30 protein-coding genes are annotated in these 26289 nt (G+C 73.5%); 12 read left to right on the forward strand and 18 right to left on the reverse strand.

Annotated features, from left to right (window positions below; genetic code table 11):
- Positions 1–530: 530 nt before the first annotated feature.
- Positions 531–1517 (reverse strand): helix-turn-helix transcriptional regulator, encoded by a 987-nt coding sequence (locus tag MBSD_RS07865; protein WP_148667833.1) that lies wholly within the window; start codon positions 1515–1517, stop codon positions 531–533.
- A gap of 201 nt (positions 1518–1718) precedes the next feature.
- Here MBSD_RS07865 and MBSD_RS07870 point away from each other — a divergent pair, with 201 nt between their 5' ends.
- The 3 genes from MBSD_RS07870 (at position 1719) to MBSD_RS07880 (ending at position 3171) form a co-directional block, all read left to right on the forward strand.
- Positions 1719–2213 carry a TlpA family protein disulfide reductase gene (locus MBSD_RS07870; RefSeq protein ID WP_062536681.1) on the forward strand — a complete coding sequence of 165 codons (495 nt, stop codon included), beginning with the start codon at positions 1719–1721 and terminating at the stop codon, positions 2211–2213.
- Between the two features lie 81 nt (positions 2214–2294).
- Positions 2295–2732 carry a hypothetical protein gene (locus tag MBSD_RS07875; protein ID WP_062536682.1) on the forward strand — a complete coding sequence of 146 codons (438 nt, stop codon included), beginning with the start codon at positions 2295–2297 and terminating at the stop codon, positions 2730–2732.
- A 157-nt stretch (positions 2733–2889) separates the two neighbouring features.
- Entirely contained in the window at positions 2890–3171 is a 282-nt protein-coding gene (locus MBSD_RS07880) for a hypothetical protein (RefSeq protein WP_062536683.1), read from the forward strand.
- A gap of 12 nt (positions 3172–3183) precedes the next feature.
- On the opposite strand, the gene MBSD_RS07885 is transcribed toward MBSD_RS07880, so the two are convergent.
- Positions 3184–4032 (reverse strand): GNAT family N-acetyltransferase, encoded by an 849-nt coding sequence (locus MBSD_RS07885; protein WP_187300589.1) that lies wholly within the window; start codon positions 4030–4032, stop codon positions 3184–3186.
- Positions 4033–4103: 71 nt separating this feature from the next.
- A complete protein-coding gene (locus MBSD_RS07890; protein ID WP_062536685.1) occupies positions 4104–4919 on the reverse strand; it encodes a universal stress protein in 816 nt (271 codons plus the stop codon).
- A 396-nt stretch (positions 4920–5315) separates the two neighbouring features.
- Between MBSD_RS07890 and MBSD_RS07895 the strand changes: the two genes are divergently transcribed.
- Both MBSD_RS07895 and trhA read left to right on the forward strand, forming a co-directional pair.
- A complete protein-coding gene (locus MBSD_RS07895; RefSeq protein ID WP_237071767.1) occupies positions 5316–5729 on the forward strand; it encodes a hypothetical protein in 414 nt (137 codons plus the stop codon).
- Between the two features lie 85 nt (positions 5730–5814).
- Positions 5815–6486: a PAQR family membrane homeostasis protein TrhA gene (trhA, locus tag MBSD_RS07900; RefSeq protein ID WP_062536688.1), complete on the forward strand. Its 672-nt coding sequence runs from the start codon at positions 5815–5817 to the stop codon at positions 6484–6486.
- 9 nt (positions 6487–6495) lie between these two features.
- Here the strand turns inward: trhA and MBSD_RS07905 are convergent, their stop codons facing one another.
- From MBSD_RS07905 to MBSD_RS07965, 13 genes are all read right to left on the reverse strand, one after another.
- A complete protein-coding gene (locus MBSD_RS07905) occupies positions 6496–6873 on the reverse strand; it encodes a cupin domain-containing protein (RefSeq protein WP_062536690.1) in 378 nt (125 codons plus the stop codon).
- Between the two features lie 138 nt (positions 6874–7011).
- On the reverse strand, positions 7012–8814 hold the full coding sequence (locus MBSD_RS07910) for a DUF885 domain-containing protein (RefSeq protein ID WP_062536692.1): 1803 nt from the start codon (positions 8812–8814) through the stop codon (positions 7012–7014).
- 82 nt (positions 8815–8896) lie between these two features.
- The gene (locus MBSD_RS07915) at positions 8897–9766 is read right to left on the reverse strand and encodes a DMT family transporter (RefSeq protein ID WP_062536694.1); all 870 of its coding nucleotides are present in this window, start codon (positions 9764–9766) and stop codon (positions 8897–8899) included.
- Between the two features lie 90 nt (positions 9767–9856).
- A complete protein-coding gene (locus MBSD_RS07920; RefSeq protein WP_062536695.1) occupies positions 9857–10876 on the reverse strand; it encodes an AI-2E family transporter in 1020 nt (339 codons plus the stop codon).
- 46 nt (positions 10877–10922) lie between these two features.
- Entirely contained in the window at positions 10923–11627 is a 705-nt protein-coding gene (locus tag MBSD_RS07925; protein ID WP_062536697.1) for an AraC family transcriptional regulator, read from the reverse strand.
- Between the two features lie 9 nt (positions 11628–11636).
- Positions 11637–12116 carry a DUF456 domain-containing protein gene (locus tag MBSD_RS07930; protein WP_062536699.1) on the reverse strand — a complete coding sequence of 160 codons (480 nt, stop codon included), beginning with the start codon at positions 12114–12116 and terminating at the stop codon, positions 11637–11639.
- Positions 12113–12961 carry a DUF3298 and DUF4163 domain-containing protein gene (locus MBSD_RS07935; protein ID WP_148667834.1) on the reverse strand — a complete coding sequence of 283 codons (849 nt, stop codon included), beginning with the start codon at positions 12959–12961 and terminating at the stop codon, positions 12113–12115. Before MBSD_RS07935 ends, MBSD_RS07930 begins: the two co-directional genes overlap by 4 nt.
- Positions 12949–13881, reverse strand: a complete 933-nt coding sequence (locus MBSD_RS07940) for an NUDIX hydrolase (RefSeq protein WP_062536703.1) — start codon at positions 13879–13881, stop codon at positions 12949–12951. The genes MBSD_RS07935 and MBSD_RS07940 overlap by 13 nt, the downstream gene beginning before the upstream one ends.
- Positions 13882–13929: 48 nt before the next feature.
- Positions 13930–14205, reverse strand: a complete 276-nt coding sequence (locus MBSD_RS07945) for a hypothetical protein (protein ID WP_062536705.1) — start codon at positions 14203–14205, stop codon at positions 13930–13932.
- A gap of 8 nt (positions 14206–14213) precedes the next feature.
- Positions 14214–15323 (reverse strand): ABC transporter permease, encoded by a 1110-nt coding sequence (locus MBSD_RS07950; RefSeq protein WP_062536706.1) that lies wholly within the window; start codon positions 15321–15323, stop codon positions 14214–14216.
- The gene (locus tag MBSD_RS07955) at positions 15320–16249 is read right to left on the reverse strand and encodes an ABC transporter ATP-binding protein (RefSeq protein WP_062536726.1); all 930 of its coding nucleotides are present in this window, start codon (positions 16247–16249) and stop codon (positions 15320–15322) included. The genes MBSD_RS07950 and MBSD_RS07955 overlap by 4 nt, the downstream gene beginning before the upstream one ends.
- A gap of 13 nt (positions 16250–16262) precedes the next feature.
- Entirely contained in the window at positions 16263–17231 is a 969-nt protein-coding gene (locus MBSD_RS07960; RefSeq protein ID WP_062536707.1) for an HlyD family secretion protein, read from the reverse strand.
- The gene (locus tag MBSD_RS07965; RefSeq protein ID WP_062536708.1) at positions 17215–17880 is read right to left on the reverse strand and encodes a TetR/AcrR family transcriptional regulator; all 666 of its coding nucleotides are present in this window, start codon (positions 17878–17880) and stop codon (positions 17215–17217) included. The genes MBSD_RS07960 and MBSD_RS07965 overlap by 17 nt, the downstream gene beginning before the upstream one ends.
- 175 nt (positions 17881–18055) lie before the next feature.
- On the opposite strand from MBSD_RS07965, the gene MBSD_RS07970 reads away from it, so the two are divergent.
- The 5 genes from MBSD_RS07970 (at position 18056) to MBSD_RS07990 (ending at position 22305) form a co-directional block, all read left to right on the forward strand.
- Complete coding sequence (locus tag MBSD_RS07970; RefSeq protein ID WP_201797469.1) at positions 18056–18592, forward strand: cytochrome C; 537 nt, start codon at positions 18056–18058, stop codon at positions 18590–18592.
- Positions 18593–18820: 228 nt separating this feature from the next.
- Positions 18821–19816: a tRNA dihydrouridine(20/20a) synthase DusA gene (dusA, locus tag MBSD_RS07975; RefSeq protein WP_062536710.1), complete on the forward strand. Its 996-nt coding sequence runs from the start codon at positions 18821–18823 to the stop codon at positions 19814–19816.
- A 148-nt stretch (positions 19817–19964) separates the two neighbouring features.
- Complete coding sequence (locus MBSD_RS07980; protein WP_114693224.1) at positions 19965–20240, forward strand: PepSY domain-containing protein; 276 nt, start codon at positions 19965–19967, stop codon at positions 20238–20240.
- On the forward strand, positions 20240–20932 hold the full coding sequence (locus tag MBSD_RS07985) for a response regulator transcription factor (RefSeq protein WP_062536714.1): 693 nt from the start codon (positions 20240–20242) through the stop codon (positions 20930–20932). Before MBSD_RS07980 ends, MBSD_RS07985 begins: the two co-directional genes overlap by 1 nt.
- Entirely contained in the window at positions 20929–22305 is a 1377-nt protein-coding gene (locus MBSD_RS07990; protein WP_062536716.1) for an ATP-binding protein, read from the forward strand. The genes MBSD_RS07985 and MBSD_RS07990 overlap by 4 nt, the downstream gene beginning before the upstream one ends.
- A 77-nt stretch (positions 22306–22382) precedes the next feature.
- Here MBSD_RS07990 and MBSD_RS07995 read toward each other — a convergent pair whose 3' ends face one another.
- Both MBSD_RS07995 and MBSD_RS08000 read right to left on the reverse strand, forming a co-directional pair.
- Positions 22383–23159: a M90 family metallopeptidase gene (locus tag MBSD_RS07995; protein ID WP_062536718.1), complete on the reverse strand. Its 777-nt coding sequence runs from the start codon at positions 23157–23159 to the stop codon at positions 22383–22385.
- Between the two features lie 214 nt (positions 23160–23373).
- Positions 23374–23841 carry a hypothetical protein gene (locus MBSD_RS08000; RefSeq protein WP_187300591.1) on the reverse strand — a complete coding sequence of 156 codons (468 nt, stop codon included), beginning with the start codon at positions 23839–23841 and terminating at the stop codon, positions 23374–23376.
- A gap of 55 nt (positions 23842–23896) precedes the next feature.
- On the opposite strand from MBSD_RS08000, the gene MBSD_RS08005 reads away from it, so the two are divergent.
- Both MBSD_RS08005 and plsY read left to right on the forward strand, forming a co-directional pair.
- Positions 23897–25690, forward strand: a complete 1794-nt coding sequence (locus MBSD_RS08005) for a DegV family protein (protein WP_062536723.1) — start codon at positions 23897–23899, stop codon at positions 25688–25690.
- A gap of 9 nt (positions 25691–25699) precedes the next feature.
- Positions 25700–26289, forward strand: a 590-nt coding sequence (plsY, locus tag MBSD_RS08010; protein ID WP_062536725.1) for a glycerol-3-phosphate 1-O-acyltransferase PlsY, incomplete at its 3' end; no start/stop codon positions are given.

Genomic DNA, 26289 nt, shown 5'->3' on the forward strand with positions numbered 1-26289 from the left:
TTCTGCGGCGTGGCCGAAGCATCGCCGGCCTGCTGGGCGAATGCGGGCGTTGCGAGCAACAGCGCCGGCAGCGTCGCCCACGCGGCCTGGGCCGGGGACGCACGCAGCGCGCGCCGGATGGATCGTCCGAGCACGGTTGAATTCATGAGTTTCACCTTGGAATGAAGGTCAGGCCGGCAAGCGCACGGCGTCGTTCAATCTATCGGGAGTGAATATTTCGTAATGCGCAGAAACGACGAAGCCGCGAATGAAAATCGCCGCGCGCATCGCGCAAAAATTCCGTCGCGCAAACACGGCGTGACGTCCGCCGATGCATGACGCGAACGCATCGAATCCGCGCCATCACTCCGTAGGTTTTCGCGCGTTGCCATTGCGCGATTACGCGACAGTAGAGCTGCCCGCTCCAACGGGCAGAGAGACACAGCTCTCGGCTGCACCCTCGGCGCACGGAGTCGGGACCTCCGTGCGCCGCTTCTTTTTCCCGGCGGACGCGGCGCATGCCGCCGACGCGCGGCTCGTGCGGCCGCTCTTCAGTCCTGCAGCTTGGCGCAGGCGCGCAGCGCCGAAGGCGCATGGCCGGTGCGCATCTTGAACGCGCGCGTGAAGCTCGAGCGCGCCTGGAAGCCGAGCGCGAACGAGATCTCGCCGATGCCGAGCGTCGTGCCCGCCATCAGGTTGCGAGCGCGTTCGACGCGGCAGCGCAGCACGTAGGCGTGCGGCGTTTCGCCGAATACGCGCCGGAACACGGCGATGAATTGCGAGACGGAATAGTTCGCCAGCGCCGCCAGCCGCGGCAGGCTGGTGTCGGTCGCGGGATCGGAAGCGATCGCATGGCGAATGCGCTGCAGGCGCAGGAACACCTGACGCCGCCGCGCCAGCGTCCGCCCGGGGCACAGGTTCACCAGCGAATCGAGGTGCGCCTGTTCCTCGCGCAGCATGCCGATGATCCAGCGCAGCTCGCGGCTACGCTCGTCCGGCTCGGCGGCCTGCGTCAGCGCGCGCACGTGCTGCACGAGTTCCGCGCGGGACTGCGGGTCCACGGCGAAATGCCCGGGAAACAGCGGCGGACCAGGCTCGCGATGGAGAGGCAGCATGCCGGGCAGCTGCGCCCATGCGGCAGGGCGCGCGAGCATGGCGAGCGCCGTGCCTCGCGTCGGCGCAGTGATGCAGCAGCGGCGCGCGAAATCCGAAACGAAGAAATGGTCGTCGGCTACCGGGAACGAGGCGTCGGCCAGGCGTACGTCCAGTGCTCCCGACTCCGGTATCCATACGCCGGTGATGCCGGGGGCGAATTCCACGGCCGCGTGCCCGTTGAGGACGATGACGAGCATGCCATCCTGCAGCGCCTGCTGCGCTCCGTCATCTCTGTCGAGATCGAGATGGCTGGTACGGGGCAGATCGAGGATCGTTATGCGGATCATGTCGGTCGGTAGCGGGGGCGGAAGGCGGCAGGGCGCGCCGACGCATGGCAGAACCGCCGTCGCGCGCATGCGGACGGGGCGACGGGATGCGGGCACGGCACGATCTCATGCTGGCGGCAAACGCAAGCTGGACAGCGTTTGATACCGATGCGGCGCGACATGGTTCGAATCCGCCGCGCGGCGGGCCGAATAGCGCTGCCCGCGCGGCGCGCTTCCGCCGGTTTCGCGCTCGCGGCCCGTAAGGTGCGGGCCGCCGCGCCGGTCATGCTGGGACTCGTCCTTGCGGAAGCTTCCCCCATGCGCCGTCTGCTGCTGTCGCTCTTGCTGCTGCTGCCCAGCCTGTCGTTCGCCGCGCAGGAGCGCGCGTTGCCGTGGACCGGGGCGGGCGCGAACGGCGAGGAGATCCGTTTCGACCCGGACCATCTCGAACGGCCGGCGATCCTGCTGTTCTGGGCGACCTGGTGTCCGTACTGCAAGGCGCTGATGCCGCACGTGCAGGCGGTCTACGACGCGGCCGGGCGCGACAAGCTGGACGTCTATGCGATCGACATCAAGGACGACGGCGATCCGGTCGCCGAGCTGAAGGCGCGCCACCAGACCTTCACCCTGGTGCGCGACGGCGACGCCATCGCCGCGCGCTACGGCGTGATCGGCACGCCCGGCCTGTTCCTGGTCGCCCGCGACGGCCGCATCGTCTACACGCGCGTCGGCGGCAGCAGGCCGGAGCAGGTCGAGGCCGCGCTGCGGCAGGCGCTCGGTCTGCCGCCGGCGGTGCCGCCGGCGCGGCGCTGAGCCGCGCCGCGCCGTTCAGCGCGGGAACGGCGGCCTGCTCTATCCTTGGCGGATCGTCTTCCACCCCCGAGGAGCGCCGCCATGCGCACGCTGTCCATGCTCGCCGCCGCCGTACTGGCCTGCGGCATCGCCTTGCTGCCCTCCGCGCCGGCGCGCGCCGGCGATGTCACCTGCAAGATGACCTTCACCCTGTCCGGCTGGTCGGCGTTCTACAAGACCTACTCGGGCAGCGGCCACGTCACCTGCAGCAACGGCCAGAGCGCGAACGTCCGCATCAGGAGCAAGGGCGGCGGCCTGACCTTCGGCAAGTCGACCATCCACGGCAAGGGTGAATTCACCGGCGTCGGCAGCATCGGCGACATCTACGGCGCCTACGCCAACGCCAACGCGCATGCGGGCGCCGCCAAATCGGCGGGCGCCACCGTGGTGACGAAAGGTTCCGTGTCGCTGGCGCTCGCCGGCAAGGGCGAGGGCTGGGACATCGGCATCGACTTCGGCAAATTCGTGATCGAGCGCTGAACGCGCCGCGGGCCGCGCCGGAAGTCATGGGTGACTTCCGCGACGTGCGCCGCCCGTGCGCACCGCGCATGCTGGCCGTGCGGGCGATCCGCCGCCCGCGCGCGCAACCCTTTTGCGGGGTCGCGCATCCCATCCTTGCAGCCGCGAGGATCCGCACATGATCGAACTGTTCCTGCTCGGAGTGACGGCGCTGGTGCTGTGGGGCGTGGTCGCCACGCTCTTCCACCTGCTCGGTTTCGCCTTCAAGCTGACGCTCGGCCTGCTCGGCGGGATGATCGGCCTGCTCGGCGGCGCGATCGGCCTGCTGGTGGCGCTGGCGGTGCTGCCGGTGCTGGCGCTGGCGACGCTGCCGCTGTGGCTGCCGCTGGCGCTGCTGGTCGGCCTGGTGTGGCTGCTGGCGCGCGGTGGACGCGCGCATGCCGCCGCGGCCACGCGCTGAGGCGCCGCCGCCTCAGCCCAGGGCCAGCTCCATCTCGACCTGATCGAGCGCGCTGCGCGTGAAGCCGAGCGCTTCCAGCACGGCACCGCCGAACTCTTCCGGCACCAGCGGCGGGATCGTCCACGCGCGGCCGGGAAAGTGCGCCTGCAGCGACACCAGCAGCCGCCGCGCGTAGCCCGCGCCGCGTGCGTGCGGCGCCACGAACAGATGGCCGAGCGCGAGGCGGTCGCGCGCACGGTCGTCGATCCAGGCGTAGGCCTTGTCGGCGATCGCATAGGTGGACATCCACGCGTAGCCGGAAGCGACGCTGGCCGGCGCCAGCTGCCACGGCCAGTCGAGCGCGTGGTCGGCGCCGAGCGCGCGCGCCAGCTCGATGCAGTGCGTGCGCCGCAGCGCCGCCTCCGCGCGCGGCGTGAACGGCGCGCGCTGCCAGCCGAGCAGGCGGCGGCGCGGACGGAGGCCGGCGCGCTCGTACAGGCGGCGCGCCACGGCGTTGCTGCCGAGCACTTCCAGCAGCAGGCGCGCGGCGCGCTGCTCGCGCGCCACCGCGATCGCCTCGTCCAGCAGCAGCCGGCCGAGGCCGGCGCCGCGCGCGGCCGGCACGACGCCCATCGCGGCGATGCGCATGGTGTCGCCGCGGCGCGCCAGCAGGCACAGCGCGCAGGGCGCGCCGTCGCGCAGGGCGACGCGGCTGTGCTCGAGGTCGATCTGCTCGCTGCGCACGCGCGCCGCCAGCAGCGCGGCGTTCTGCCGGATCGGCACCGCGTAGCCGCTGAACGCGGCTTCGAACAGCGCCGCCAGCGCCGCCAGCGGCAATTGCCCGGCGCTGACCAGCGTCAGCCCGGGGAAACGTTGGCGCAATGTGGAAGTTGGGATGGAGGCGGGAGCGGCGGGGGCGGTTGCGATGAAGCGCGGGCGGAAGCTCGACGTCATCAGTGCGCCACCAGCAGAGGCAGGCTGCTGTTCTGGAAAAGATAGCGGGTCGTGCCGCCCAGCGCCAGTTCGGCCAGCCGCGAGCGGCCCCAGGCGCCCATCACGATCATGTCCGCCTCGCAGGCCCCGGCCGCTTCCAGCATCGCGCTGCCGACCTTGCCCGCCGGCGCGAAGTCGACGTAATCGGCGCCGATGCCGCGGCGCTCCAGCCACGGCCGCAGCGCCAGCGCGGGCGGCGCCATCGGCAGGCCCTCGTCGCGGCGCGCGCCCATCAGCACGCGCACCGCGTCCGCGCGTTGCAGCAACGGCAGCGCCGCACGCACCGCGCGCGCGGCCTCGCGCGAGCCGTTCCAGGCGATCAGCACGCGCCGGCCCGGCGCGCGCACCTGGCAGACGTCCGGCACCACCAGCATCGGCGAGGCGCCGGCGAACAGCGAGCGGGTGACGGTGCCGAAGCCGACCGGCGCCGAGGGATCGCTCTGCGGACGCTCCATCACCACCAGGTCGGCCAGGCTGGCGCAATGCGCGATCACGTCGACGGGATCGCCTTCCAGCGCCAGCCATTCGCCGTCGACGCCGCGGCGGGCGCAGGCCTCGCCCCACCAGTCGGCGCGGCCGCGCGCCTCGTCCAGTTCGCGCGCCATGAACTGGCCCTGGATCGCCACCGCCTCCGGCGCGACGAACGCCGCCGGCACCATCGGCACGACGTACAGGCCGGTCAGGCGGGCGGCGAACCGCTCCGCCATCTCGAGCGCGACGCGCACGCCCGCCGCCTGCTCGTCCGCCTGGCGCACGTGAACGAGGATTTCCTGCATGGCCGCCCCTCCGCCGAACCCGGCCGTAGCCTAGCGCGCGGCGCGCGCGCCGCGCCACGGTGGGCCGGCGTGCGGCAAAGAACAGCCCGCCGGGGTGGGCGGCGGGCCGGAAGGCCGGACGTTCAGGGGATAGAGGGTGAGGGGATCTACGTCCGGCCGAGCCAGCATCCGCGCGGCGATGTTCACGCCGCGTTGCCGCCTCGTGAAGGCGCGCTTAAATGGCCGCCCGGACGCGCGGCAGGCGGCATTTCGCTGCGGCCCCCGCGCCAGCGCCGGCGATGCGGCCGGATGACGGCGCGCGGCGATGGCGCTAACGTGCGCGCAGGCGGCCGGCGCCGCCGGTTTGCGCGGAGGCAGGGCGACATGCGCGATCGTCGCGTACGCACGGCAGCATGGATGCTCGCATCGGTCCTGATGATCGGCGCCGCGGCAGTGCGGGCGGCCGAGGCGGACTGCGAGCTGCATTTCTCGCTGCACGGCTGGTCGGTGCTGTACAAGCGCGCCGAAGGCCGCGGTCGGGTGGTCTGCGACAACGGCCAGAGCATGAGCGTGCGCATCCGCGTCGAGGGCGGCGGGCTCACCGTCGGCAAGCACGTCATCGACGACGGCCGCGGCAAATTCTCCGGCGTGCACGACATCCGCGAGGTGCTGGGCGCCTACGCGGGGGCCGAGGCGCACGCCGGCGCGGTGAAGGGCGGCGCCGCGCAGGTGCTGACCAAGGGGCCGGTGTCGCTGGCGCTGTCCGGCAGCGGCCGCGGCTGGGACCTCGGCATCGCCTTCGGCCGGTTCGAGATCACGGCGGCGAAGTAGCCACGGTGGCCATCATCGGCCCGCGCGCCGTTCCCTGCGCGGCGCGCGCCGTTCATCGCATCCGCAAGAAGAAAGAGAACTTGCCATGGCCGAGCTCGCAGCGTCCGCCCCGCGCTATTCCTTCGGCGAGGAGGTGGCGAACAGCCTGATCCACGGTTTCGGCATCGTGCTCAGCATCGCCGGCCTGGCGACGCTGGTGGCGTTCGCCGCGCTGTCCGGCGCCGCGCTGGCGGTGGCGAGTTGCGCGGTGTTCGGCACCGCGCTGGTGCTGGCCTATACCGCCTCGACGCTGTACCACGCCATCCCGCTGCAGGCGCCGAAGCGCGTGCTGCGCCATCTCGACCACGTCGCCATCTACCTCTTGATCGCCGGCACCTACACGCCGTTCACCCTGGTGGCGATGCGGGGCGCGTGGGGCTGGGGGCTGTTCGCGGCGATCTGGACGCTGGCGCTCGCCGGTTTCGTGCTGGAATTCACCGCGCTGCGCCACGTGCGCTGGCTGATGGCGCTGGTCTACGTCGGCATGGGCTGGCTGGCGCTGATCGCGTTCGAACCGCTGAAGCAGAGCCTGGAGACCGGCGGGCTGGCGCTGCTGCTCGCCGGCGGCGTGGTGTACACGCTCGGCGTGCCGTTCTATTTGTGGCGCAGGCTGCCGTACCACCACGCGGTCTGGCACCTGTTCGTGCTGGCCGGCAGCGTGCTGCACTTCCTCGCCATCCTGCTGTACGTGGTGCCGGACGCGCCGCGCGCCGGCTGAGCGCCGCGCTCAGCGCAGGTGCGCGGTCTGCGTCTCGACCGATCGGGTCAGCGCGCTCTCGACGTCGCCGGTGTGCTTGGTCGCCGCCGGCTCCACCAGCATGATCCAGGCTTCCTCCGGCGCGTAGGGGCAATGCTGCACGCCGCGCGGCACGACGTGGAAATCGCCGGCGCGCAGCGTCACCTCGGGACGGTCGCGGAAACGCAGCACCAGCGTGCCACGCATCACCAGGAACAACTCGTCCTCGTCGGCGTGGTCGTGCCAGACGAATTCGCCCCGGACCTTGGCGAGCTTGACGTACTGGCCGTTGCTCATGGCGATCACGCGCGGCGACCAGTGCTCGGTGATGGCGGCGAATTCCTCGGCGAGTCGGCCGGTGGGGTTCATGGCGGGATCTCGGCGTCGTGATCGGGGCGGGACGCGCCATGATCGGCCGCCGCCGGCGCGCGCGCAAACGGAGACGGCGCCGCGAGGGCGCCGTCGGGTTCGCGGCCGGCCGCGCGGCGGCACGGCCGGCCGCCGGGGTCACTTCTTCATCTGCGCCGGGATGAACTCGCTTTTCACCGCCTGCGCCAGCAGGTCGGGCGGCAGCAGGCCCTGGCCGATCACGAAGTCGTTGAACGCCTGGCGGTCGAACTTGTCGCCCAGCGCGATCTGCGTCGCCGCGCGCAGCTGCAGCAGGCGCGTGTAGCCGTAGAAGTACGAGGTGGCCTGGCCCGGCATGCGGAACGTGTAGCGGTCGAGCTCCTGGCGGGTCATCGCCTCGGACAGGCCGACGTCGTGCACGAGGATGTCGTGCGCGCGCTCGCGGCTGATCAGGCCGAGGTTCAGCATCGGATCGAGGAAGGCGCGCGCCGCGCGCTGCAGGCGCGCCTGCAGGGCGAACAGCTGGCCCGCCGGCGGCTCGTACGGCAGCATCTCCGCCTCGGCGTACAGCGCCCAGCCCTCGACGTTGACGCTGTTGAAGGCGAACAGGCTGCGCGCCAGCGACACGCCGCGCTCGACCATCGCCGCGAACTGCAGCTCGTGGCCGGGGCGGCCCTCGTGCGCGGTCAGCGTCCACGCCGCCGACTTGTGCGTGAAGTCGTCGTAGGCCTGGCTCTTGTCGCCGGTGCTGGACGGGTTGCCCATGGTCAGCACGAAGGTGCCGCGCTCGCCCTTGTTGTTGATCAGCGCGGGCGGATCCATGTGCGGCGCCGGCTGCGCGGCGGACTCGGCCTCGGAGGCGAGGCGCATCTGCATCGCGCGCTGCGGCAGGGTGACGATGCGCTCGCGGCGGATGATGTCCTCGATCTTGCCGATGGTCTCGTGGTAGTAGGGCTCCACCGAGCCGCGGTCGAGCTGCTCCTTCTTCAGCGCCTTGATCACGTCGCGGTAGTCGTGGGCGTCGATGCCGTTCGCCCTGGCCACCTCGGGCGCGATCATCTGCATCGCCGCCTGGGTCTCCATGAACTCCAGCTCGGCCTTCTGCATCAGCTGCTCGGGCGTGATGTCGACGCCGACCTGCTTCAGGTTGAACGCGTACAGCTCCGGCGGCAGGCGGAAGTCGGTGCGCGCGCGCGGCAGCACGGTGGCCTTCACCCAGGCGTCGTAGTCCTTCAACTGCTGCGCCAGCGCGTCCAGCGCCGGCTCGGCGCCGGCGATCTTGTACTTGGCGTAGAGCTGGCGCACGCCGTCGACGTAGCGCTGCGTATTGGCCAGGTTCTGCTCGACCTCGCCCTTGTACGGGCCGAGCAGCGCCTGGTCGCCGAGCTTCTCCTCGGTGCGCGCTTCCGCCAGCTTGACGATCGGCTCGCAGCCGGGCGCCATGCCGACGTAGCACTTCAGGCGCGCCAGCGCGGCGGGGCGGCGCTTGGCGTCGACCTGGTCCTGCAGCAGGGCGAACTCGCCCTGGAAGATGGTCTGGCCGACGTCGTAGTAGGGCAGCAGGTACTTGGCGTTGAGGGTGTTGCCCTCGATCTGCTGGTCGGCCGAGTGGATCATGATCTCGAGATCCTGGCGGACCTGCGGATCCTTCTCGGCGGCGAGCTGCTTCTCGAGGCCGGCCTTGGCGGCGGCGATCGCCTGGTTGGCGCGTTCGACCACGCCGGGCTTCAGGTCGCTGACCCGCGTGTCGTAGCCGGGGATGCCGATCTGCGAGGCGAACTCCGGCTGGAACTCGGCCAGCACCTTCAGCAGCGGCTGCGCGGCGGCGTTGCTCTTCTGCACCCACGCCGCCGGCTGGGGCGCGGCGGCCGGCTTGGCGGCGGCCGTTGCGACGGCGGCCGGCGTGGTGGCGGCGACGAATCCGCAGGCCAGCAGGGCCGCGGCGAGCTTGTGTCTGAGCATGGGGTCTCTCCTCACGGAACGGCCAGCCTACGGTACCGCGGAGGCCGGCAGATGTGCCGGAGGTGGGGGCGGCGCGGCGGCGTCACGCGGCCCGGCGCGCCGGCCGCGCCAGCGCCAGCGCGAGCGCCACCAGCAGCGCCGCGCCCGGCAGCGCGGCGCGCGCTGGGGCGAGGCCGGCGGCGACCAGCAGCGCCGTCGACAGCACCGGCGCCGCATAGGCGGCGACGCCGAGCAGGCCGAGGTCGCCGCGCTTGGTGGCGGCGTCCCACAGCAGGAAGGCGGTGCCGACCGGACCGACGCCGAGCAGCAGCACGGCCAGCCACTCCTGCGCGTTCGGCGCCACCCAGCGCTCGCCGGCGAGATGCACGCCGGCGCCGGCCAGCGCGGTGGCGGCGCAGGCGGGGATCAGCGTCTCCGCCGGCAGCGCGGCGAAGCGCGCGTTGGCCAGCGAGTAGCCGGCCCAGACCAGCGCGCAGGCCAGCGCCAGCAGATAGCCGAACCAGGCCTCGCGGGCGAGCGCGACGGGATCGGCGCCGATCGCCAGCGCGGTGGCGGCGAGCCCGCACAGCGCGGCCAGCGCGCGGCGCGGCCGCGTCGCTGCGTCGCGCGCGCCCGCGCCCAGCGCGATCAGCAGCGGCCACAGGTAGACGATCAGGCTGGCCTGCGCCGCCGGCGCGCGCGCCAGCGCGTTGAAGTACAGCGCGTGGAAGCCGAACAACGCGCCGAAGCCCAGCGCGAACGCCGGCCACGGCTGCGCGCAGCGCGCCAGCGCCGCGCGCGGCCCGTGGCGCAGCGCGCTGGCCGCGCACGTCGCCAGCGTGCCGACGGCGAAGCCGCATGCCAGCAGTTGCCACGGCGGCAGCCGGCCGGCGCCGCGGCTCAGCAGGGCCAGCGTCGACCACAGCAGGATGGCGCCGAACCCGGCGAGGGTGGCGCGGCGCGTCTCGGACATGAGCGGCGAGCTCCGCAGGATTGGGCGCCGAGGCTACGCGCGCGCCGCGCGGCCGTCTTGACCGCGCGTCTCGCTGCGCATGGAGGCCGGCTAGACCCAGCCCTGGTCGGCCAGCTCGCGCTTCACGTAGGCGTAGTAGATCGGCGCGGCGGCGACGCCGGGCAGGCCGAACGCCGCCTCCATCACCAGCATGGCCAGCAGCAGTTCCCAGGCGCGCGCGTGGATCTCGTCGCCGACGATGCGCGCGTTGAGGAAGTACTCGAGCTTGTGGATCACCACCAGGAAGGCCAGCGCGGCCAGCGCCACGTACGGCGACACCGACAGCGCGATCACCGTGATCACCGTGTTGGAGATCAGGTTGCCGATCACCGGCAGCAGGCCGACCACGAAGGTCACCGCGATCATCGTCTTCGCCAGCGGCAGATGCACGCCGGCCAGCGGCAGGATCGCCAGCAGGAACAGCGCGGTAAACACCGTGTTGACGAACGAGATCTTGATCTGCGCGAACACGATGCGGCGGAACGCCTCGGCGAAATGCGCGCTGCGCGCCAGCAGCTCGCGCGCCAGCGGGCGCTGGCGGTGCGCCGGGCGCACTTCCTGCAGCGCGCCCAGCGCGCCCAGCACCATGCCGGCCAGCACGTGCACGAAGGTCTGCACCGCCTCCTTGCCGGCGAGCTGCACCGCCGCGCCGTGCGTGCGCAGCCACTCGACCACCGCATGCCGCAGCGTGTCCGGATCCTCCGGCAGGTAGCCGACCACGGAAGCCGGCAGCTCGGCGCGCACCTGGCCGAGGATCTGCGCCATGCGGTCGAACAGCACCTGCAGGCCGCCGGTCTCGCTGCGGAAGAACGCCACCACCGCGAAGATCGCCAGCGTCAGCAGGCCGACGATCGCCGCGGACAGCAGCGCCACCGCGATCAGCCGCGCGCGCTCGCCGGTCAGCCGCCGCTGCAGCAACGGCGCCAACGCGTGCACCAGCTCGAACACCAGCAGGCCGGCGAGCATGGCGGACAGCAGGCGCAGGCGCAGCGTCAGGAACAGCGCGACCAGCGCCAGCGCCCAGGCGGCGATGCGGAACGGCGAGGGCGGCAGCGGGCGAGGATGTTCCAAGCGATGTCCCGTGGATGGCGGTGCGCCAGCCTAGCGCATCTCGATGTCAGCCGAGCGCGCGCAGCCGGCCGGGCGTCAGCCCGCAATGGCGGCGCAACGCGCGCGTCAGCGCGCTCTGGTCGGCATAGCCGCAGCGCGCCGCGACCTCGGCGATCGGCAGCGCGCCCGCACGCAGCAGCGCGCAGGCGCGCTCGAGGCGCTGTGCGCGGCCGAGCGCGAACGGCGCCTGCCCGCCGCGCGCGGCGAAGCGGCGGTAGAACTGCGCGCGGCTGAGGCCGGCGAGTGCCGCCAGCGCCGCCGCCGGGGGCAAGGCCGCCGGCGAGGTGCGCAGCCAGGCGTGCAGGGCATCCAGCACGGCCTCGCCGCGCGTGCCGGCGAGCGCGTGCAGCAGCACCTGCACCCAGGCGTGTCGCGCATCGTCCTCGTCCGGCAGCGTTTCCGCCGGCGCGGCCAGCCAGCGCCGTGCCGCCGGCGTCAGCGGCAGGTAGCGGCGCTCGCCGAGCCGCGCCAGCCGCGCGTCGTCGTCCGCGGCGAGGTCGACGACCAGGAAGCGGTTGGCGCCGCGCGCCTCGAAGGCGTGGCGCGCGCCGGCGCCGACCACCGCCGCGCAGCCGCGCGCGACGCGGCCGCCGCGGCCGTCGATCTCCAGCTCCAGTTCGCCGCGCCACGGCAGCACCAGCTGGTGCCAGCCATGGCTGTGCGCGGCCGCGGTGGCGGCGTAGCTGCGGAAGTCGAGCGCGAGCAGGTGCATGACGCCACGCTACAGCATCAGCGCCAGCGCGAACACGCCGAGCATGGCGAACGACAGCGCCAGCTTGACCAGCGTGCCCAGCAGCAGGCCGAGCCAGGTGCCGGCGCCGACGTTGGCCGCGCGCAGCACGCTGCCGCCGGCCAGCAACTCGCCGAGCAGCGCGCCGACGAACGGCCCCAGCAGCAGGCCGGGAATGCCGAAGAACAGGCCGACGACGGTGCCGAGCGTCGCGCCCAGCAGGGCCAGCCCGCTGGCGCCGACGCGCTTCGCGCCCAGCGCGCCGGCGGCGAAGTCGACCAGCAGCGCCAGCACGGCGAGCAGGCCGAGCACGGTCAGCGTCAGCGCGCCGACGTGGCGGAAGCCGTCGGCCCACGCCGCCAGCAGCATGCCGGCGAACATCAGCGGCACGCCGGGCAGGGCGGGCAGCACCACGCCGGCCAGGCCGAGCAGGATCAGCAGCGCGGCGAGCGCGAACAGCGCGATCGTCATGGCGCCGGCCCCGTGGCGAACGCCTCGCGGTAGCGCGGCTTCAGCAGCGCGGCGAACGCCGCCGCCGGCACCTGCACCTCCTGCGTGCCGAGCGCATACGGCCCGGCCTGGTACGGCGGGAACAGCAGCACCAGCCCGTCGGCGCGCCCGGCGGGGTCGGCATGGATCAGGAACACGGCGTAGTTGGCGGGCCGCGGCTCGGTGCCTTCGTCGATCCAGGCCAGCGCGCGTTGCAGCGAGGCGTCGCCGGCCTCGGGGCGCGGCGCCGATCCGTCCGGCGCCGCATGGGCGGCGCGCTCGCCCAGCGCGCGGCGCGCGTGCGCGGCCAGCAGGCGCAGGGCGGCGGCGGGATCGGCGAACAGGTCGCCGAGCGCCAGCACGCGCCGCTCGCGCACGTCGTAGTTGAAGCTGGCGACCAGCGGCAGCGCGTGCGCGCCGCCGGTGTAGCTGCCGCCGCGCGCGCGCACGCCGATGAAATCGGCGGTGTGCGCGGCCACGCCGAACTCGAGCTTCAGTTGCCACGGGATGTCGGCGTCCGGCGCCGCGCCGCCTTCCAGCGTCTGCATGAATGCGCGCCGCGCCTGGTCGGCGTAGGCGCGCAGCGCCGCCGCCAGCGGTTCGCTGCCGGCCGGCAGCTCGGGATAGACGATGTCGATGCGGTAGCGCCTGTCCTGCTCGTGATCGGCGTGCGCGGCGATCGGCGCGGCGGCCGTCGCGGCGGCGCGCGCGGCCGGCGCCGGCGGCGTGCGCCCGCAGGCGGCGAGGCCGAGCAGGGCGAGGGCGGCCGTCAGCGCGGCGGCGCGGCGCGGCGCGGTGCGTGTCGCCGCCGGCCTCAACGCGACCACCACGCGCCGGGGTAGTACACGCCCGGTTGCGGGCGCTCGCGGAACACGTCGCGGCGGAAGCGGAACAGCTCGGCGGGCCGGCCGCCGGTGCTGCAATCGCGCTCGCCGGTGCCTTCGACCAGCCCGGCGCCCTCCACCAGCCGGCGGAAATTCTGCGTGTGCAGGCGGTTGCCGGCCAGCGCCTCGACCACGCGCTGCAGCTGCGACAGCGTGAACTTCTCCGGCAGCAGCTCGAACACCACCGGGCGGTAGCGGATCTTGCCGCGCAGCCGGCCGAGCGCGGTGGCGAGGATGCGGCGATGGTCGAGCGCCAGCGCGCGGCCGGTGCCGGGCAGCGGCGCGGCATCGCCGCCATGGTCGCGCCGCGCCTCGGCGACGAGGCCGGCCTCCCACAGCAGCTCGTAGCGTTCCAGCGTGCGCTCGGGATCCCACGGCGCGCCGTTCAGGCCGAAGGTGAGATCGACGCGCTGGCGCCGGCGCGCATCGTCGCCGGCCCAGGCGTACAGGCGCGGCGCCAGGTCGCGCTCGATCAGCAGCGGGCGGTCGTGGCGCCAGTCCTCCCAGGGCAGGAAGGCGTAGACGTCGCGCCAGTGCGCGTCGAAGGTCGGCGGCAGCGCCTGCTCGCGCACCAGCGCGAGGTATGCCACCGAGATCACGCGCGCGCCGCCGGCGCGCTCGCGCGGGTCGCGGAAGCGGTCGCCGAAGCTGTAGAGCTGCTCGACGTAGCCGAGGCCGAAGCCGGTCGAGCGCGCCACCCAGTCGCGCACGCCGCGCTCCAGCGTCTGGTGGCGCTCGACGTCCAGCGGACCCGACGGCAGCGCGTCGGCGTCCTCGCCGCGCGCGGTCAGCACGCGCGGCGTGTCGCCGGTGACCGCCACGATCACCGCATCCAGCCCGATCACCACCCCCGGTTCGTCCATGCGCGCAGCATAGCGGGCGCGCGCTTCGGGCCCAAGACGGCGCGGCGCTCAGCGGTGCGGCGCCCGCGGCGGCGCGTGCCGCACGCGCGTATCCGGCGACGGCGCGCGCAGCCGTTCGTCCAGCATCGCGCGCAGCGCCGGATCGCGCACGGCGGCGATCTCGAACAGGCCGCTGGCGCGCACCGTCGGCAGCAGCGCCAGCAGGCGATCCTCCAGTACGCAGCGCTCGCGCTCGTCGTCCGCGGCGAGCAACGCGCGCGCCAGCGTCACGAAGGCGTGCAGCGCGGCGGCGTGGCGGCGGTCGGCGAGGTCGTCGCGCGGCATGGCGGGGCTCAGTCGAGCCGCTTGTGGAAGCGCAGCGTGGCCAGCGTCAGCATCACCGCGGCGAACGCGAGCAGCGCGGCGAGCTCGCGCCAGAGGTCGGCGAAGCCGGCCGCGCGCAGCACGATGCCGCGCACCAGGCGGATGAAGTGGGTTAGCGGGAACAGTTCCGCCAGCCATTGCGCCGCGCGCGGCATGCCGCCGAACGGGAACATGAAGCCGGACAGCAGGATCTGCGGCAGGAAGGTGAAGAACGCCAGCTGCAGCGCCTGGAACTGGCTCTTCGCCAGCGTCGACAGGAACACGCCCAGCGCCAGGCAGGCGACGATGAACACCAGCGCGGCGCCGTAGAGATCGGCGAGCGCGCCGCGCACCGGCACGTCGAACACGAACACGCCGAGCAGCAGCACCAGCGTCGCCTGCACCAGGCCGATGCCGACGAACGGCAGCACCTTGCCGACGGTGAGCTCCAGCGGCGACAGCGGCGTGGCGATCAGGAACTCGAGGTTGCCGCGCTCGCGCTCGCGTACCAGCGCCATCGCCGTGAACAGCACCATGGTCATGGTCAGGATCACGCCGATCAGGCTGGGCACGGTGTTCAGCGGCGCGCGCCGCTGCGGGTTGTACCAGTTGACGATCTCGACCTGGCCCTGCGGCACCGCCGCGTGCAGCGGCGACAGCAGCGTGGTCACCGACAGTCCGGCCAGCTGGCGCGCGGCCTGCTGCACCACCTGGTCGGAGCCGTCGACCACCATCTGCACCGCGGCGCGGTCGCGGTCGGCGAGGCGGCGCTCGAAGTCGCGCGGGATCACCAGCGCGGCGCTGATGCGGCCCTCGCGCATCAAGGCGTCGATCTGTGCGGGCGAATCGAGCCGGTAGCGGAAGTCGAACACCTGCGACTGCGCCAGTTCCGCGACCAGCTCGCGCGCGTTGCGCGTGTGCGCCTGGTCGAGCACGGCGGCGTCGAGGTGGCGCACGTCCATGTTGATCGCGTAGCCGAACAGCAGGAGCTGCATGGTCGGGATGCCGACGATCATGGCGAAGGTCAGGCGGTCGCGGCGCAACTGACGCAGCTCCTTGACCACGATCGCCCAAAGGCGGCGCAGGCTGAAGGCGTTCATGCGGCCGCTCCGTCGGCGTGGCGCGGCCGCTGCGTGGCGGCGACGAACACGTCTTCGAGGTTGGGCGGCGTCGGCTCGACGCGCGCGCCGATGCCGGACGCGGCCAGCGCGTGCCGCAACGCGGCGGCATCCGCGGCGCTGCCCTGCGCCAGCACGCGCAGGCTGGCGCCGATCTGCGCGGTCGCCAGCACGCCCGGCGCGCCGGCCAGTGCCTGCTGCGCGGCGCGCGGCGCGGCGCATTCGACCAGGAAGGTCTGCCCGGGCAGGCCGTCCATCAGCGCGCGCGGGCTGCCGTCGGCGACCAGGCGGCCGCGGTCGAGGATCGCCAGGCGGTGGCAGCGCTCCGCCTCGTCCATGTAGTGCGTCGACACCAGCAGGGTGGTGCCGGCGTCGGCCAGCTCGAACAGCGAATCCCAGAACTCGCGGCGCGACTGCGGATCGACCGCGCTGGTCGGTTCGTCGAGGAACAGCAGCGCCGGTTCGTGCAGCACCGCCGCGGCCAGCGCCAGACGCTGCTTCTGGCCGCCGCTCAGCGTGCCGGCGAGCTGGCGGCGCAGGTCGGTCAGCCAGTAGCGCGCGAGCAGCGTCTCGACGCGCGCGTGCGCCGCCGCGCGCGGCAGGTCGTGCACGCTGGCGACGAACAGCGGGTTCTCGCCGACGCTGAGGTCGTCGTACAGCGCGAACTTCTGCGTCATGTAGCCGACGCTGCGCTTCAGCGCCTCGGCCTGCTGCGGGATGCGGCGGCCGAGCACCTCGATGTCGCCGGCGCTCGGCAAGAGCAGGCCGCACAGCATGCGGATGGTGGTCGACTTGCCGGAGCCGTTCGGGCCGAGGAAGCCGTAGACCTCGCCGCGGCGCACCTCGAGGTCGAGGCGGTCGACCGCGGTCAGCGCGCCGAAGCGGCGCGTCAGCCCGCGCGCGCGGATCGCCGGCCGGTCGTCAGGGACGCTCATCGGCGAGGCGCTCCGCATGGCAGGGCAGGCCGGCCGGCAGCGCGCGCGCGGCGTCGCCCTGCAGCACCAGTTCGGCGCGGTAGACCAGGCGGCCGGCGTCCTCGCCGGACAGCGCGTAGTAGGGCGTGAACGCCGGATCGCTGCGCACGCTGCGCAACACCGCGTCGAACGGCTGCGCCACGCCGTCGACACGCACGCGGAAGCGCTGGCCCGGCTGCATGCCGGCGCGCAGCCGCTCCGGCACGTAGACGCGCGCATACGGCGCATCGCCGGCAAGCAGGCTGGCCAGCGTGGCGCCGACCGCAGGCTGGTCGCCGAGGCGGTAGGGCAGCGCGTCGACGCGGCCGTCGCGCGGCGCGCGCACGTCGAGGCGCGCGCGTTTCACCTTCAGCGCGTCGACCTGCGCGCGCGCCGCGGCCAGCGCCGCCTCGGCCTGGGCGATCTCCTCCGGCCGCGTGCCGTGCAGCAGCTCCTCGAGTTGCGCGCGCGCCGCGCGCGCGGCGGCGCGCGCCATGCGCAGGCCGGTCTCGGCGTTGTCGAGGTCGGCCTGCGCGTTCGAGCCTTGTCTGCGCAGCGCGGCGGCGCGATCGCGCACGCGCTGCGCGTTGGCGGCGTCGCTGTCGGCGCGCGCCAGTTGCGCGCGCATGGCGTCGATGGTCTCGATGCGCGCGCCGTGACGCAGCTCGTCGAGATTGGCGGCGAGGCGGTCCGCGTCGGCTTCGGCCGCGGCCAGTTCGGCATCGGTGCGTCGCGGGTCGAGGCGCAGCAGCAACTGGCCCTGGCGCACCGGCTCGCCTTCCTTCGCGTCCAGCGCGATCACCGGCTCGGACACCTCGGCGAGCACGGCGATGCGATCCCACTCCAGCGTGCCGGGCAAGTTGTCGGCCGCGCTGCGCGCGCAGCCGGCGAGGGCGAGCAGCGCCAGCGGCAGGAAGCGTTCAAGCGGAAGGCGCATGGGGCGGCTCCAGGCCGTGCCGCAGCAGGGCCAGCATGTGACGGGTCAGGGTGTCGGCGTCGATGTCGGCGTTGCCGGGCAGGCGGCTCCAGATCGGCGCGGCCGCGAACGGGAACACGGTCAGCGCGATCAGCGACACCAGCAGCAGGCGCGGATCGAGCGCGGGATTGAGCGCGCCGCGCGCCTGCGCCTCGGCCGCCAGCGCGGCGACGCGCGCGGCCACCCGCGGCGCCACGCGCCCGATCAGGCGCTCGCGCAGCAGGCCGCCGGCGCCGACCACCTCGCGCAGCCACAGCGGCGGCAGCCACGGCGTGGCGGCCAGCGTCTGCATCAGCTGGCGGGCGAAGCCGAGCAGGGCGGACGGCAGGTCGGCGCCGGCGTCGGCGATCGGCATGGTCGCGCGCTGCATCAGCGGCACCAACCGTTCCTCGACCACCGCGTCGATCAGCTTGTCGCGGTTGCCGAAGTAGTAGTGCACCAGCGCCGGCGTGACGCGCGCGCGGCGGGCGATGGCGTTCAGCGGCGTCGCGGCGATGCCGCGTTCGGCGAACAGCTCCAGCGCGGCCTGCAGCAGGCGCGCGCGCCGATCGGCGGACTTCTCGGCCGGCGGGCGGCCGCGGCGGCGGGGGGTGGCGGGGCGGGTACTCATCGGCCTGCAATTTATTTGAATATAAATTTAATTACAAGCCCCGGGCCGACCTCCGCAGCAACGGCCGATGCCGCTTAGGAAAGTCTTAGGGTCCGCGTAGGCAAGATTTAGCAACGCCGAGGGCGCGCGCGGCCTAGGCTGGGAATTCCGTGCATTCCCCGAGGAATCCCGTCCGATGAACCGAATCGGTCTGATGGCCGCCGCCCTGGTGCTCGGTGGGCTCGTCGCCGGCATGGCGGGCGCGCTCGCCCTGACGCGCGCGTCGCAGGCGCGGGCCGGCGCCGACGCGACGCATCGCCGCGCGGACGCCGACGCCGTCGCCCGCGGCCGCTACCTGGTGCGTGCGATGGGTTGCAACGATTGCCACACGCCCGGCTATCCCGAGCGCAACGGCGAGGTGCCCGAGTCCGAATGGCTGACCGGCAACGCGCTCGGTTGGCGCGGCGCCTGGGGCACCACCTATCCCGCCAATCTGCGCCTCAGCCTGACCGCGATGAGCGAGGACGAATGGGTGCGCTACGCGCACACCTTCGAGACGCGTCCGCCGATGCCCTGGTTCAACCTGCGCCACCTCGGCGACGATGACCTGCGCGCGATCCACCGCTTCGTCGTCAGCCTCGGTCCCAAGGGTGAGCGCGCGCCGGCCTACGTGCCGCCGACCGAAACGCCGAAGGGGCCGTACGTGCAGTTCCCGGCGCCGCCGGGGCCGTAGGCGCGACCGCGCGCGGTCCGCGCAGCGGGCCCTGGCTGGCGTCGAAGTCGTCGAACCCCCCATGCGGGGCGGGCTGGCGTCGGCAAGCGAAGCCGACGCGCGCGAGGCGCGCCGGGCCCTTCGACTTCGGCCCTACGGGCCTGGGCTCAGGGTGAACGGCGGGCGCCAGCGAAAGCCCGGGTGCCAGCCGTGCCGGGAACAAGGCCCACCGTCGGCTAAACTGCGCGGATGACGTTCCGCCCCGCACCCGATGCCTGGCGCCTGTGCGTGGCGCCGATGATGGACTGGACCGATCGGCACTGCCGCTACTTCCACCGGCTGCTGAGTCCGCGCGCGCGCCTGTACACCGAGATGGTGACCTCGGCGGCGCTGGTGCACGGCGACCGCCTGCACCTGCTCGAGCACAGCCGGGAGGAGCATCCGGTCGCGCTGCAGCTCGGCGGCAGCGAGCCGGCGGAGCTGGCGCAGGCGGCGCGCCACGGCGCCGCGGCCGGCTACGACGAGATCAACCTCAACGTCGGCTGTCCGTCCGATCGCGTGCAGTCGGGGCGGTTCGGCGCCTGCCTGATGCGCGAGCCGGCGCTGGTCGCCGACTGCGTGCGGGCGATGCGCGACGCGGTGGAGGTGCCGGTGACGGTCAAGTGCCGCATCGGCGTCGACGACCAGGACGCCTACGCCGACCTGCAGCGCTTCACCGAGGCGATGCTCGGCGCCGGCGTCGAGGTGCTGATCGTGCACGCGCGCAAGGCCTGGCTGCAGGGGTTGTCGCCGAAGGAGAACCGCGAGATCCCGCCGCTCGACTATCCGCGCGTCTACCGGCTGAAACGCGAATTTCCCGCGCTCACCGTGATCATCAACGGCGGCATCGGCAGCATCGACCAGGTGCGCGCGCACCTTGCGCAGGTGGACGGCGTGATGCTGGGCCGCGCGGCCTACCACGATCCGTATCTGCTGGCCGAGCTGGACGCGGCGCTGTGGGGCGGCACGCCGCCGTCGCGCGAGGCGGCGCTGCGCGCGATGCGCGCGTACGTCGAAGCGGAGCTGGCGCGCGGCACGCGCCTCAAGCACATCGCGCGGCATCTGCTGGGGCTGTACCACGGCCGGCCCGGCGGCCGCGCGTTCCGCCGCATCCTCAGCGAGCGCGCGCACCGCGACGACGCCGGCTGGGAAGTGGTCGAGGCGGCGCTGGACGCCGTGCGCGCGCCGGCGCGCGACGCCGCATGACCGACGCCGCCGATTTCCCCGCCGCGTCCGCGTCCGGGCGATGCCCGCCGCGCCGCCCCGATTCAGCGCGAATTCAATGCCGGCCGGCATGATCGCCGGACGATCTCCCGGCGCGTTGCGCCGCCGCGCCTTGCGCTACCATCCTCCCATGCCACGATTCCGCAACGCCCTGCCGTGTCTCGTGCTGGCGCTGGCCGCCGGCGTCGCCTGTGCCGAGGAACTGACCCTCGAGCAGGCGATGGAGAAGGTGCAGCGGGAAACCAAGGGCAACGTGCTGGCGACCGACACCCTGCACTACGGCCGCACCACCGTGTACAGCATCAAGGTGCTGACGCCGGACGGCCGCGTGAAGGTGGTGCGGGTCAAGGCCCAGGTCGAGAAGAACGACAAGGGCGAGGGCAAGAACGACAAGGAGAAACGCTGATGCGCATCCTGCTGGTCGAGGACGAGGCGCCGCTGCGCGAGACGCTGGCCGCGCGGCTGAAACGGGATGGTTACGCGGTCGACGCCGCCGCCGACGGCGAGGAGGGCCTGTACCTCGGCCGCGAGGTGCCGTTCGATCTGGCGATCATCGACCTCGGCCTGCCCAAGCTGTCCGGCATGGACCTGGTCAAGATGCTGCGCGACGAGGGCCGGCGCTACCCGATCCTGATCCTGACCGCGCGCTCGTCCTGGCAGGACAAGGTGGAGGGCCTCAAGCACGGCGCCGACGACTACATGGTCAAGCCCTTCCACGTCGAGGAGCTGCTGGCGCGCATCAACGCGCTGGTGCGCCGCGCCAGCGGCTGGTCGCGGCCGGTGCTGAAGTGCGGGCCGATCAAGCTCGACACCACCGCGCAGACGGTCGGCGTCGACGGCCGCCCGGTCGACCTGACCAGCTACGAATACAAGGTGCTCGAGTACCTGATGCTGCACGCCGGCGAGCTGGTCTCCAAGGCCGACCTCACCGAGCACATCTACCAGCAGGACTTCGACCGCGACTCCAACGTGCTCGAGGTGTTCATCGGCCGCCTGCGCCGCAAGCTCGACCCCGACGGCGCGCTGAAGCCGATCGAGACCGTGCGCGGCCGCGGCTACCGCTTCGCCATCCCGCGCGACGAAAGCGAGGACGAGTGAGCCGAAGGCCGCTCTCGCTCGCGGCGCGGTCCACCCTCGCCACCGGCCTCGCGCTGGCGGCCTTCCTCGGAGCCACCGGCTTCGCGCTGGACCGCGCCTACTACGAGGGCGCGATCAGCGTGCTGCGTGATCGCCTGCAAGGCTATGTCTACGCCTATCTGGCCGGCTTCGAGGTCAGCCGCTACGGCAAGCTGATCCCGCCGGACCCGGACAAGCTGCCCAATCCGGACTTCTCGCGGCCGGGCTCCGGCCTGTACGCCGCGGTGATCGGCGAGGGCCTGCGCTGGGATTCGCCCTCGGCGCTCGGCCGCGACCTGCCGTTCGGCGCGCGCCTGGCGCCCGGGCAGACGCAGTTCCGCGGGCCGGTGCCGACCAAGGTCGGTCGCGTCTACCTGCTCAGCCAGGGCGTGGCCTGGCTGGTGCCGAACCGCGGCGAGATCAACCTGACCTTCCACGTCGCCGAGAACGAGGCGCAATTCGAGCGCCAGCTCGCCGCCTACCGGCGCACGCTGTTCGGCTGGATGGCCGGCCTCGGCGTGGCGCTGCTGCTGCTGCAATTGCTGCTGCTGCGCTGGTCGCTGTCGCCGCTGCGGCGCGTGTCCAGCGACCTCGCGCGCATCGAGCGCGGCGAACGCGAGCGCCTGTCCGGCCGCTATCCGCCCGAGCTGGCCAGCCTGACGCGCAGCCTCAACGACTTCATCCAGAGCGAGCGCGAGCATCTCGCGCGCTACCGCAACACGCTGGCCGATCTCGCGCACAGCCTGAAGACGCCGCTGGCGGTGGTGCGTTCGCGGCTGGAATCGGAGAACGGCTCGCTGGAGCTGCGCCGGGACGTGCTCGACCAGGTGCGGCGCATGGACGAGATCGTCGCCTACCAGCTTTCGCGCGCGGCCACCTCCGGCCACCAGACCTTCGCCGCGCCGGTGCCGCTGGCGCCGCACGCCGAGGAGGTGGTGCGCGGCCTGGAGAAGGTGTACGCGGCGAAGAACATCCTCTGCGAATTCGACATCGAGGAAGGCGCGCGCTTCTACGGCGAACAGGGCGACCTGCTGGAGCTGATCGGCAACCTGCTGGAGAACGCCTTCAAGTGGGCGAACCACCGCGTGCTGCTGACCGCGCGCCTGCAGATCGTGCGCGGCGCGCGGCGGCCGGGCCTGGAGCTGATCGTCGAGGACGACGGCCCCGGCATCCCCGAGGACAAGGTCGCCCTGCTGCTGCAGCGCGGCGTGCGCGGCGACGAGCGCGTGCAGGGCCACGGCATCGGCCTCGCCATCGTGCAGGACATCGTGCGCGCCTACCGCGCCGAACTCGAGGTGGACCGCTCGCCGGAGCTGGGCGGCGCGCGCTTCCGCGTGCGCTTGCCGGAGGGGTGAGGCGATGGGGGTGGGGAACCGCGAGTCGAGAGAGTCCGGGAGCGAAGACGTAACCGGTTCGTGTCGTTCTCCACTCCCTACTCCCTACGCCCAAACACCGGCGACACCCCGTAAAACGCCTCCAGCAGTCGCGCAACCTCGGGCTCGGCGCGCTTCAGCGTGGCCGGGTCGGAGAAGTGCAGCTCGCTGACCACCGCGAAATATTCGTCGGCGCTTTCCGCCGCGTACGGGTCGATGGCGGTGCGGCGGCCGCGCTCGACCGCGGCGGCGAGGCGGTCGTAGCCGCGCTGGAACGCCTCGATCCACGCGCGCCGCGCGATGCCCGGCGGCAGGCGCGGCACGCCGTCGGCGGCGCCGTCCAGCATGTCCAGCTTGTGCGCGATCTCGTGCGCGACCACGTTGAAGCCGTCCCACGGCTGCGCCAGGTCGAGTTCGACGTCGGCCCAGGACAGGATCAGCGGCCCGCGTTCCCAGGCCTCGCCGACGCGCACGTCCTCGTCCTCGGTGACCACGCCGGTCAGGTGGTCCTCGTGCGTGCGTTTCACCTTGAACTCGCCGGGATAGACGATCACCTCGCGCCAGCCCGACAGCCAGTCGAAGCCGAGTTCGAGCACCGGGATGCAGGCCTGCAGCGCGATCTGCGCGCAGCGGCGGTCGTCCAGCACGGCGCCGCGCACCGGGCTGAACGTCTTGCGCGCGAGGAACTGCGCGACCAGCGCGCGCAGGCGTGCCTGCCGCGCCGCGTCCAGGCGCCGCGCCAGCGGATTCGCCTGCACGCAGTCGCGCCAGAAGTCGTCGGGCAGCGGCGGCGCCGGCCGCAGCAGACGGCCGAAGCGTTCGAGCAGCGTGGTCATGCCGCGATGGTCGGGGCGCGAGACGCGCCGATCAAGCCGCGCGCAGTCCGTGGGGCGGAAGCGCCGTGGCGCTTCCGCCGGACCGCGCGACGGCGTGGCGGAAGCCGCGGCGCGGCTTCCGCCCTACGACTCGCGGGTCGTCTCGCGCAGCAAGGGATGGGGAGGCGAGAGCCGGGCGTGCGAAGCGATGGCCTTCGAGCCGCCGTATCGCACCCTATTGGATCGAGCCCGGCAGCAGCGACTGCCAGCTCGGTTCGCCGTTGCGCGGCTTGCGCGGCGCCGCCGGTGCGGCGGAAGGCGTGCCGCCGTTGCGGGCGGTGTCGCGCACCGGTTGCGGCGGCGCCGCGTCCGGCGTGGTCGGCATGCGCGCGGCGCCGCGCGCCGCGCCGGCTTCGGAGGCGCTGCCGTCCTCGCCGCGATAACCGGTTCCCTGGACCACGCCGCCGTGCGAGCCGCCGCCATACGGACGGCCCCCATCGCGATCGCCGAGCAGGCTCGTCATCGGCGCATCGCTGGCCGCCAGCAGGTGATCCTCGACGATGAAATCGCGGGCCTGGGCCGCGCCGGCCATGCCGGCACCGAAGGCGAGACAGACGAGCAGCGGACGTTTCATGGCGCCGGACCTCGGGGTCGTGCGCGGGGCAGTCCGCTCATGGTGGCAGAAAGCGGAAGCGGCCGCCACCCGCCCGCGTTGCAATGCAACATACGCGCGCGCATCGCGCGGTTAGACTGCCGCGATGCATGCGACCGTCATCCCCGCTTCGATCGCCGGCGGCGCCAGCCTGCGCCGCGCGCTGGCCGCGGGCATCCGCCGCGTGACCGAGCGCCGCGAACACCTCGACCGCATCAACGTGTTCCCGGTGCCGGACGGCGACACCGGCTCCAATCTCGCCTTCACCCTCGGCGCGGTGCAGCGCGGCCTGCAGCGGCGGCGCGCGCGCGGCGCCGCCGGCCTGCTGCGCCTGGCCGCGGAAGCGGCGGTGGACGGCGCGCGCGGCAATTCCGGCGCCATCCTCGCGCAATTCCTGTGCGGCGCCAGCGCCGGCGTCGGCGACGCGTCGCGGCTGACCGCGCCGCTGCTGGCGCGCGCCGTCGCGCTGGGCGCGGAGCAGGCGCGCGGCGCGGTGGCCGAGCCGCGCGAAGGCACCATCCTCTCGGTGATCGCCGCGTTCGCGCAGGCGCTGCGCGAGCAGGCGGCGGAAGGACGCGATCTGCGCACGGCGTTCGCGCAGGCGCTGGAGGCGGCGCGCGCCGCGCTGTCGCGCACGCCGCAGCAACTGCCGGCGCTGCGCCGCGCCGGCGTGGTCGACGCCGGCGCGCAGGGCTTCGTCGAACTGCTGGAAGGCATCGCCGATTTCCTGCGCGAGGGCCGCCGCGTGCGCGTGGCCGACGCCGCCTACGCCGGCGAGGCCGGCGCGATCGCCCGCGCCGGCGACGGCGACGACCGCCACCGCTACTGCGTCGAGTGCGTGGTCAGCGGCGAGGCGCTGCCGCGCGAGGCGATCATGCGGACGCTGCGCGCGCTCGACGGCGGCAGCCTGGTGCTGGCGGGCACGCCGGCGCGGCTGCGCGTGCACATGCACCTCGACGCGCCGCAGCGCCTGTACGACGCGCTGGCCGCGTTCGGCGCGGTGTCGGCGCAGAAGGCCGACGACATGCACGCGCAGCAGCACGCCGCCGGCACGGCGACGCGGGTCGCCATCGTGGTCGATTCCGCCGCCGACCTGCCCGATGCCGAGATCGAGCGCCACGGCATCGGCGTGGTGCCGGTGCGCGTCGGCCTCGGCGCGCGCGACTACCTCGACAAGGTGGCGATGAGCAACGCCGAGCTTTATCGGCGCATGCGCGAAAGCCCCGAACCGCCGCGCACCTCGCAGCCGCCGCCGGGCGATTTCCGCCGCCTGTTCGAGGTGCTGCTGAGCCATCATCGCGAACTGGTCTACGTCGGCATCTCGCGCGCGCTGTCCGGCACCTTCCAGGCGGCGGAGAGCGCGGCGCGCGCATGCGGCGGACGCGTGCACCTGTTCGATTCGGCCACCGCCTCCTGCGGCCAGGGCCTGTACGCGCTGCTCGCCGCCGAGCAGGCGGCGCGCGGCGCCGATGCGGCGGCGGTATTGGCCGCGCTGGAGGCGGCGCGCGGACGGGTGCGCACCTACGCGCTGGTGCGCGAACTCGACCACGCCGTGCGCGGCGGCCGCATCCCGGCCTGGAGCCTGCCGCTGACGCGCTGGCTGAAGCTGGCGCCGCTGTTGCAGGCGCGCGGCGACGGCCGCCTGCGTTTCGCCGGCGCCACCTTCGGCGCGTGCGCGCCGGAGCGCTTCGCCGCGTGGGTGGCGAAGCGTGCGCGCGGCGTGTCGCGCGCGCTGGTCGGCCATTGCGACAACCGCGCCGAAGCGGAACGCCTCGCCGCGGCGTTGCAGCGCTTGCTCGCGCTGGCGGAAACGCCGGCGATCGTCGAGGTCGGCGCGGCGATCGGCGCGCACGCCGGACCGGGCACGCTGGTGGTGGGCGTCGTCGCGGGCGGCGGCTAGACTCGCTACATGCTCGCACTCGCCAAACTGTTGCTCGCCTACCTGCTGGGCTCGCTGTCCGGCAGCCTGCTGCTCGGCCGCCTGCGCGGCGTCGACATCCGCACCCAGGGGTCCGGCAACGCCGGCGGCACCAATGCGCTGCGCACGCAAGGCTGGGGCTTTGCGCTGGGCGTCGTCGCGATCGATCTCGGCAAGGGCGCGCTGGCGGCATGGCTGGGGCTGGCGGCGGCGGGTGCGCCGCCGCTGGCGCTGGCCTGCGTGTTCGCCGCCACGCTCGGCCACGTCCATCCGCTGTATTTCGGTTTTCGCGGCGGCAAGGGCGCGGCGACCCTGGCCGGCGGCCTCGCCGTGCTGCTGCCGCCGGCGCTGGCGCCACTGCTGGCGCTGTGGCTGCTGGTGCTGCTGGCCAGCGGTTACGTCGGCCTGGCGACGATCTGCGCCGCGCTGGCGCTGCCGTTCGCCGCGCTGCTGGCGCCGCCGCCGCTACGCGGCGCCTTCGCGCTATTCGGCGTCGCCGCGGCGCTGCTGGTGCTGTGGACGCACCGCGGCAACCTGGCGCGCCTGCGCGCCGGCACCGAGCATCGCTTCGAGCGCGCGCG

This window comes from Mizugakiibacter sediminis (genome assembly GCF_000953855.2).
In the GTDB taxonomy this organism is placed as follows: domain Bacteria; phylum Pseudomonadota; class Gammaproteobacteria; order Xanthomonadales; family Rhodanobacteraceae; genus Mizugakiibacter; species Mizugakiibacter sediminis.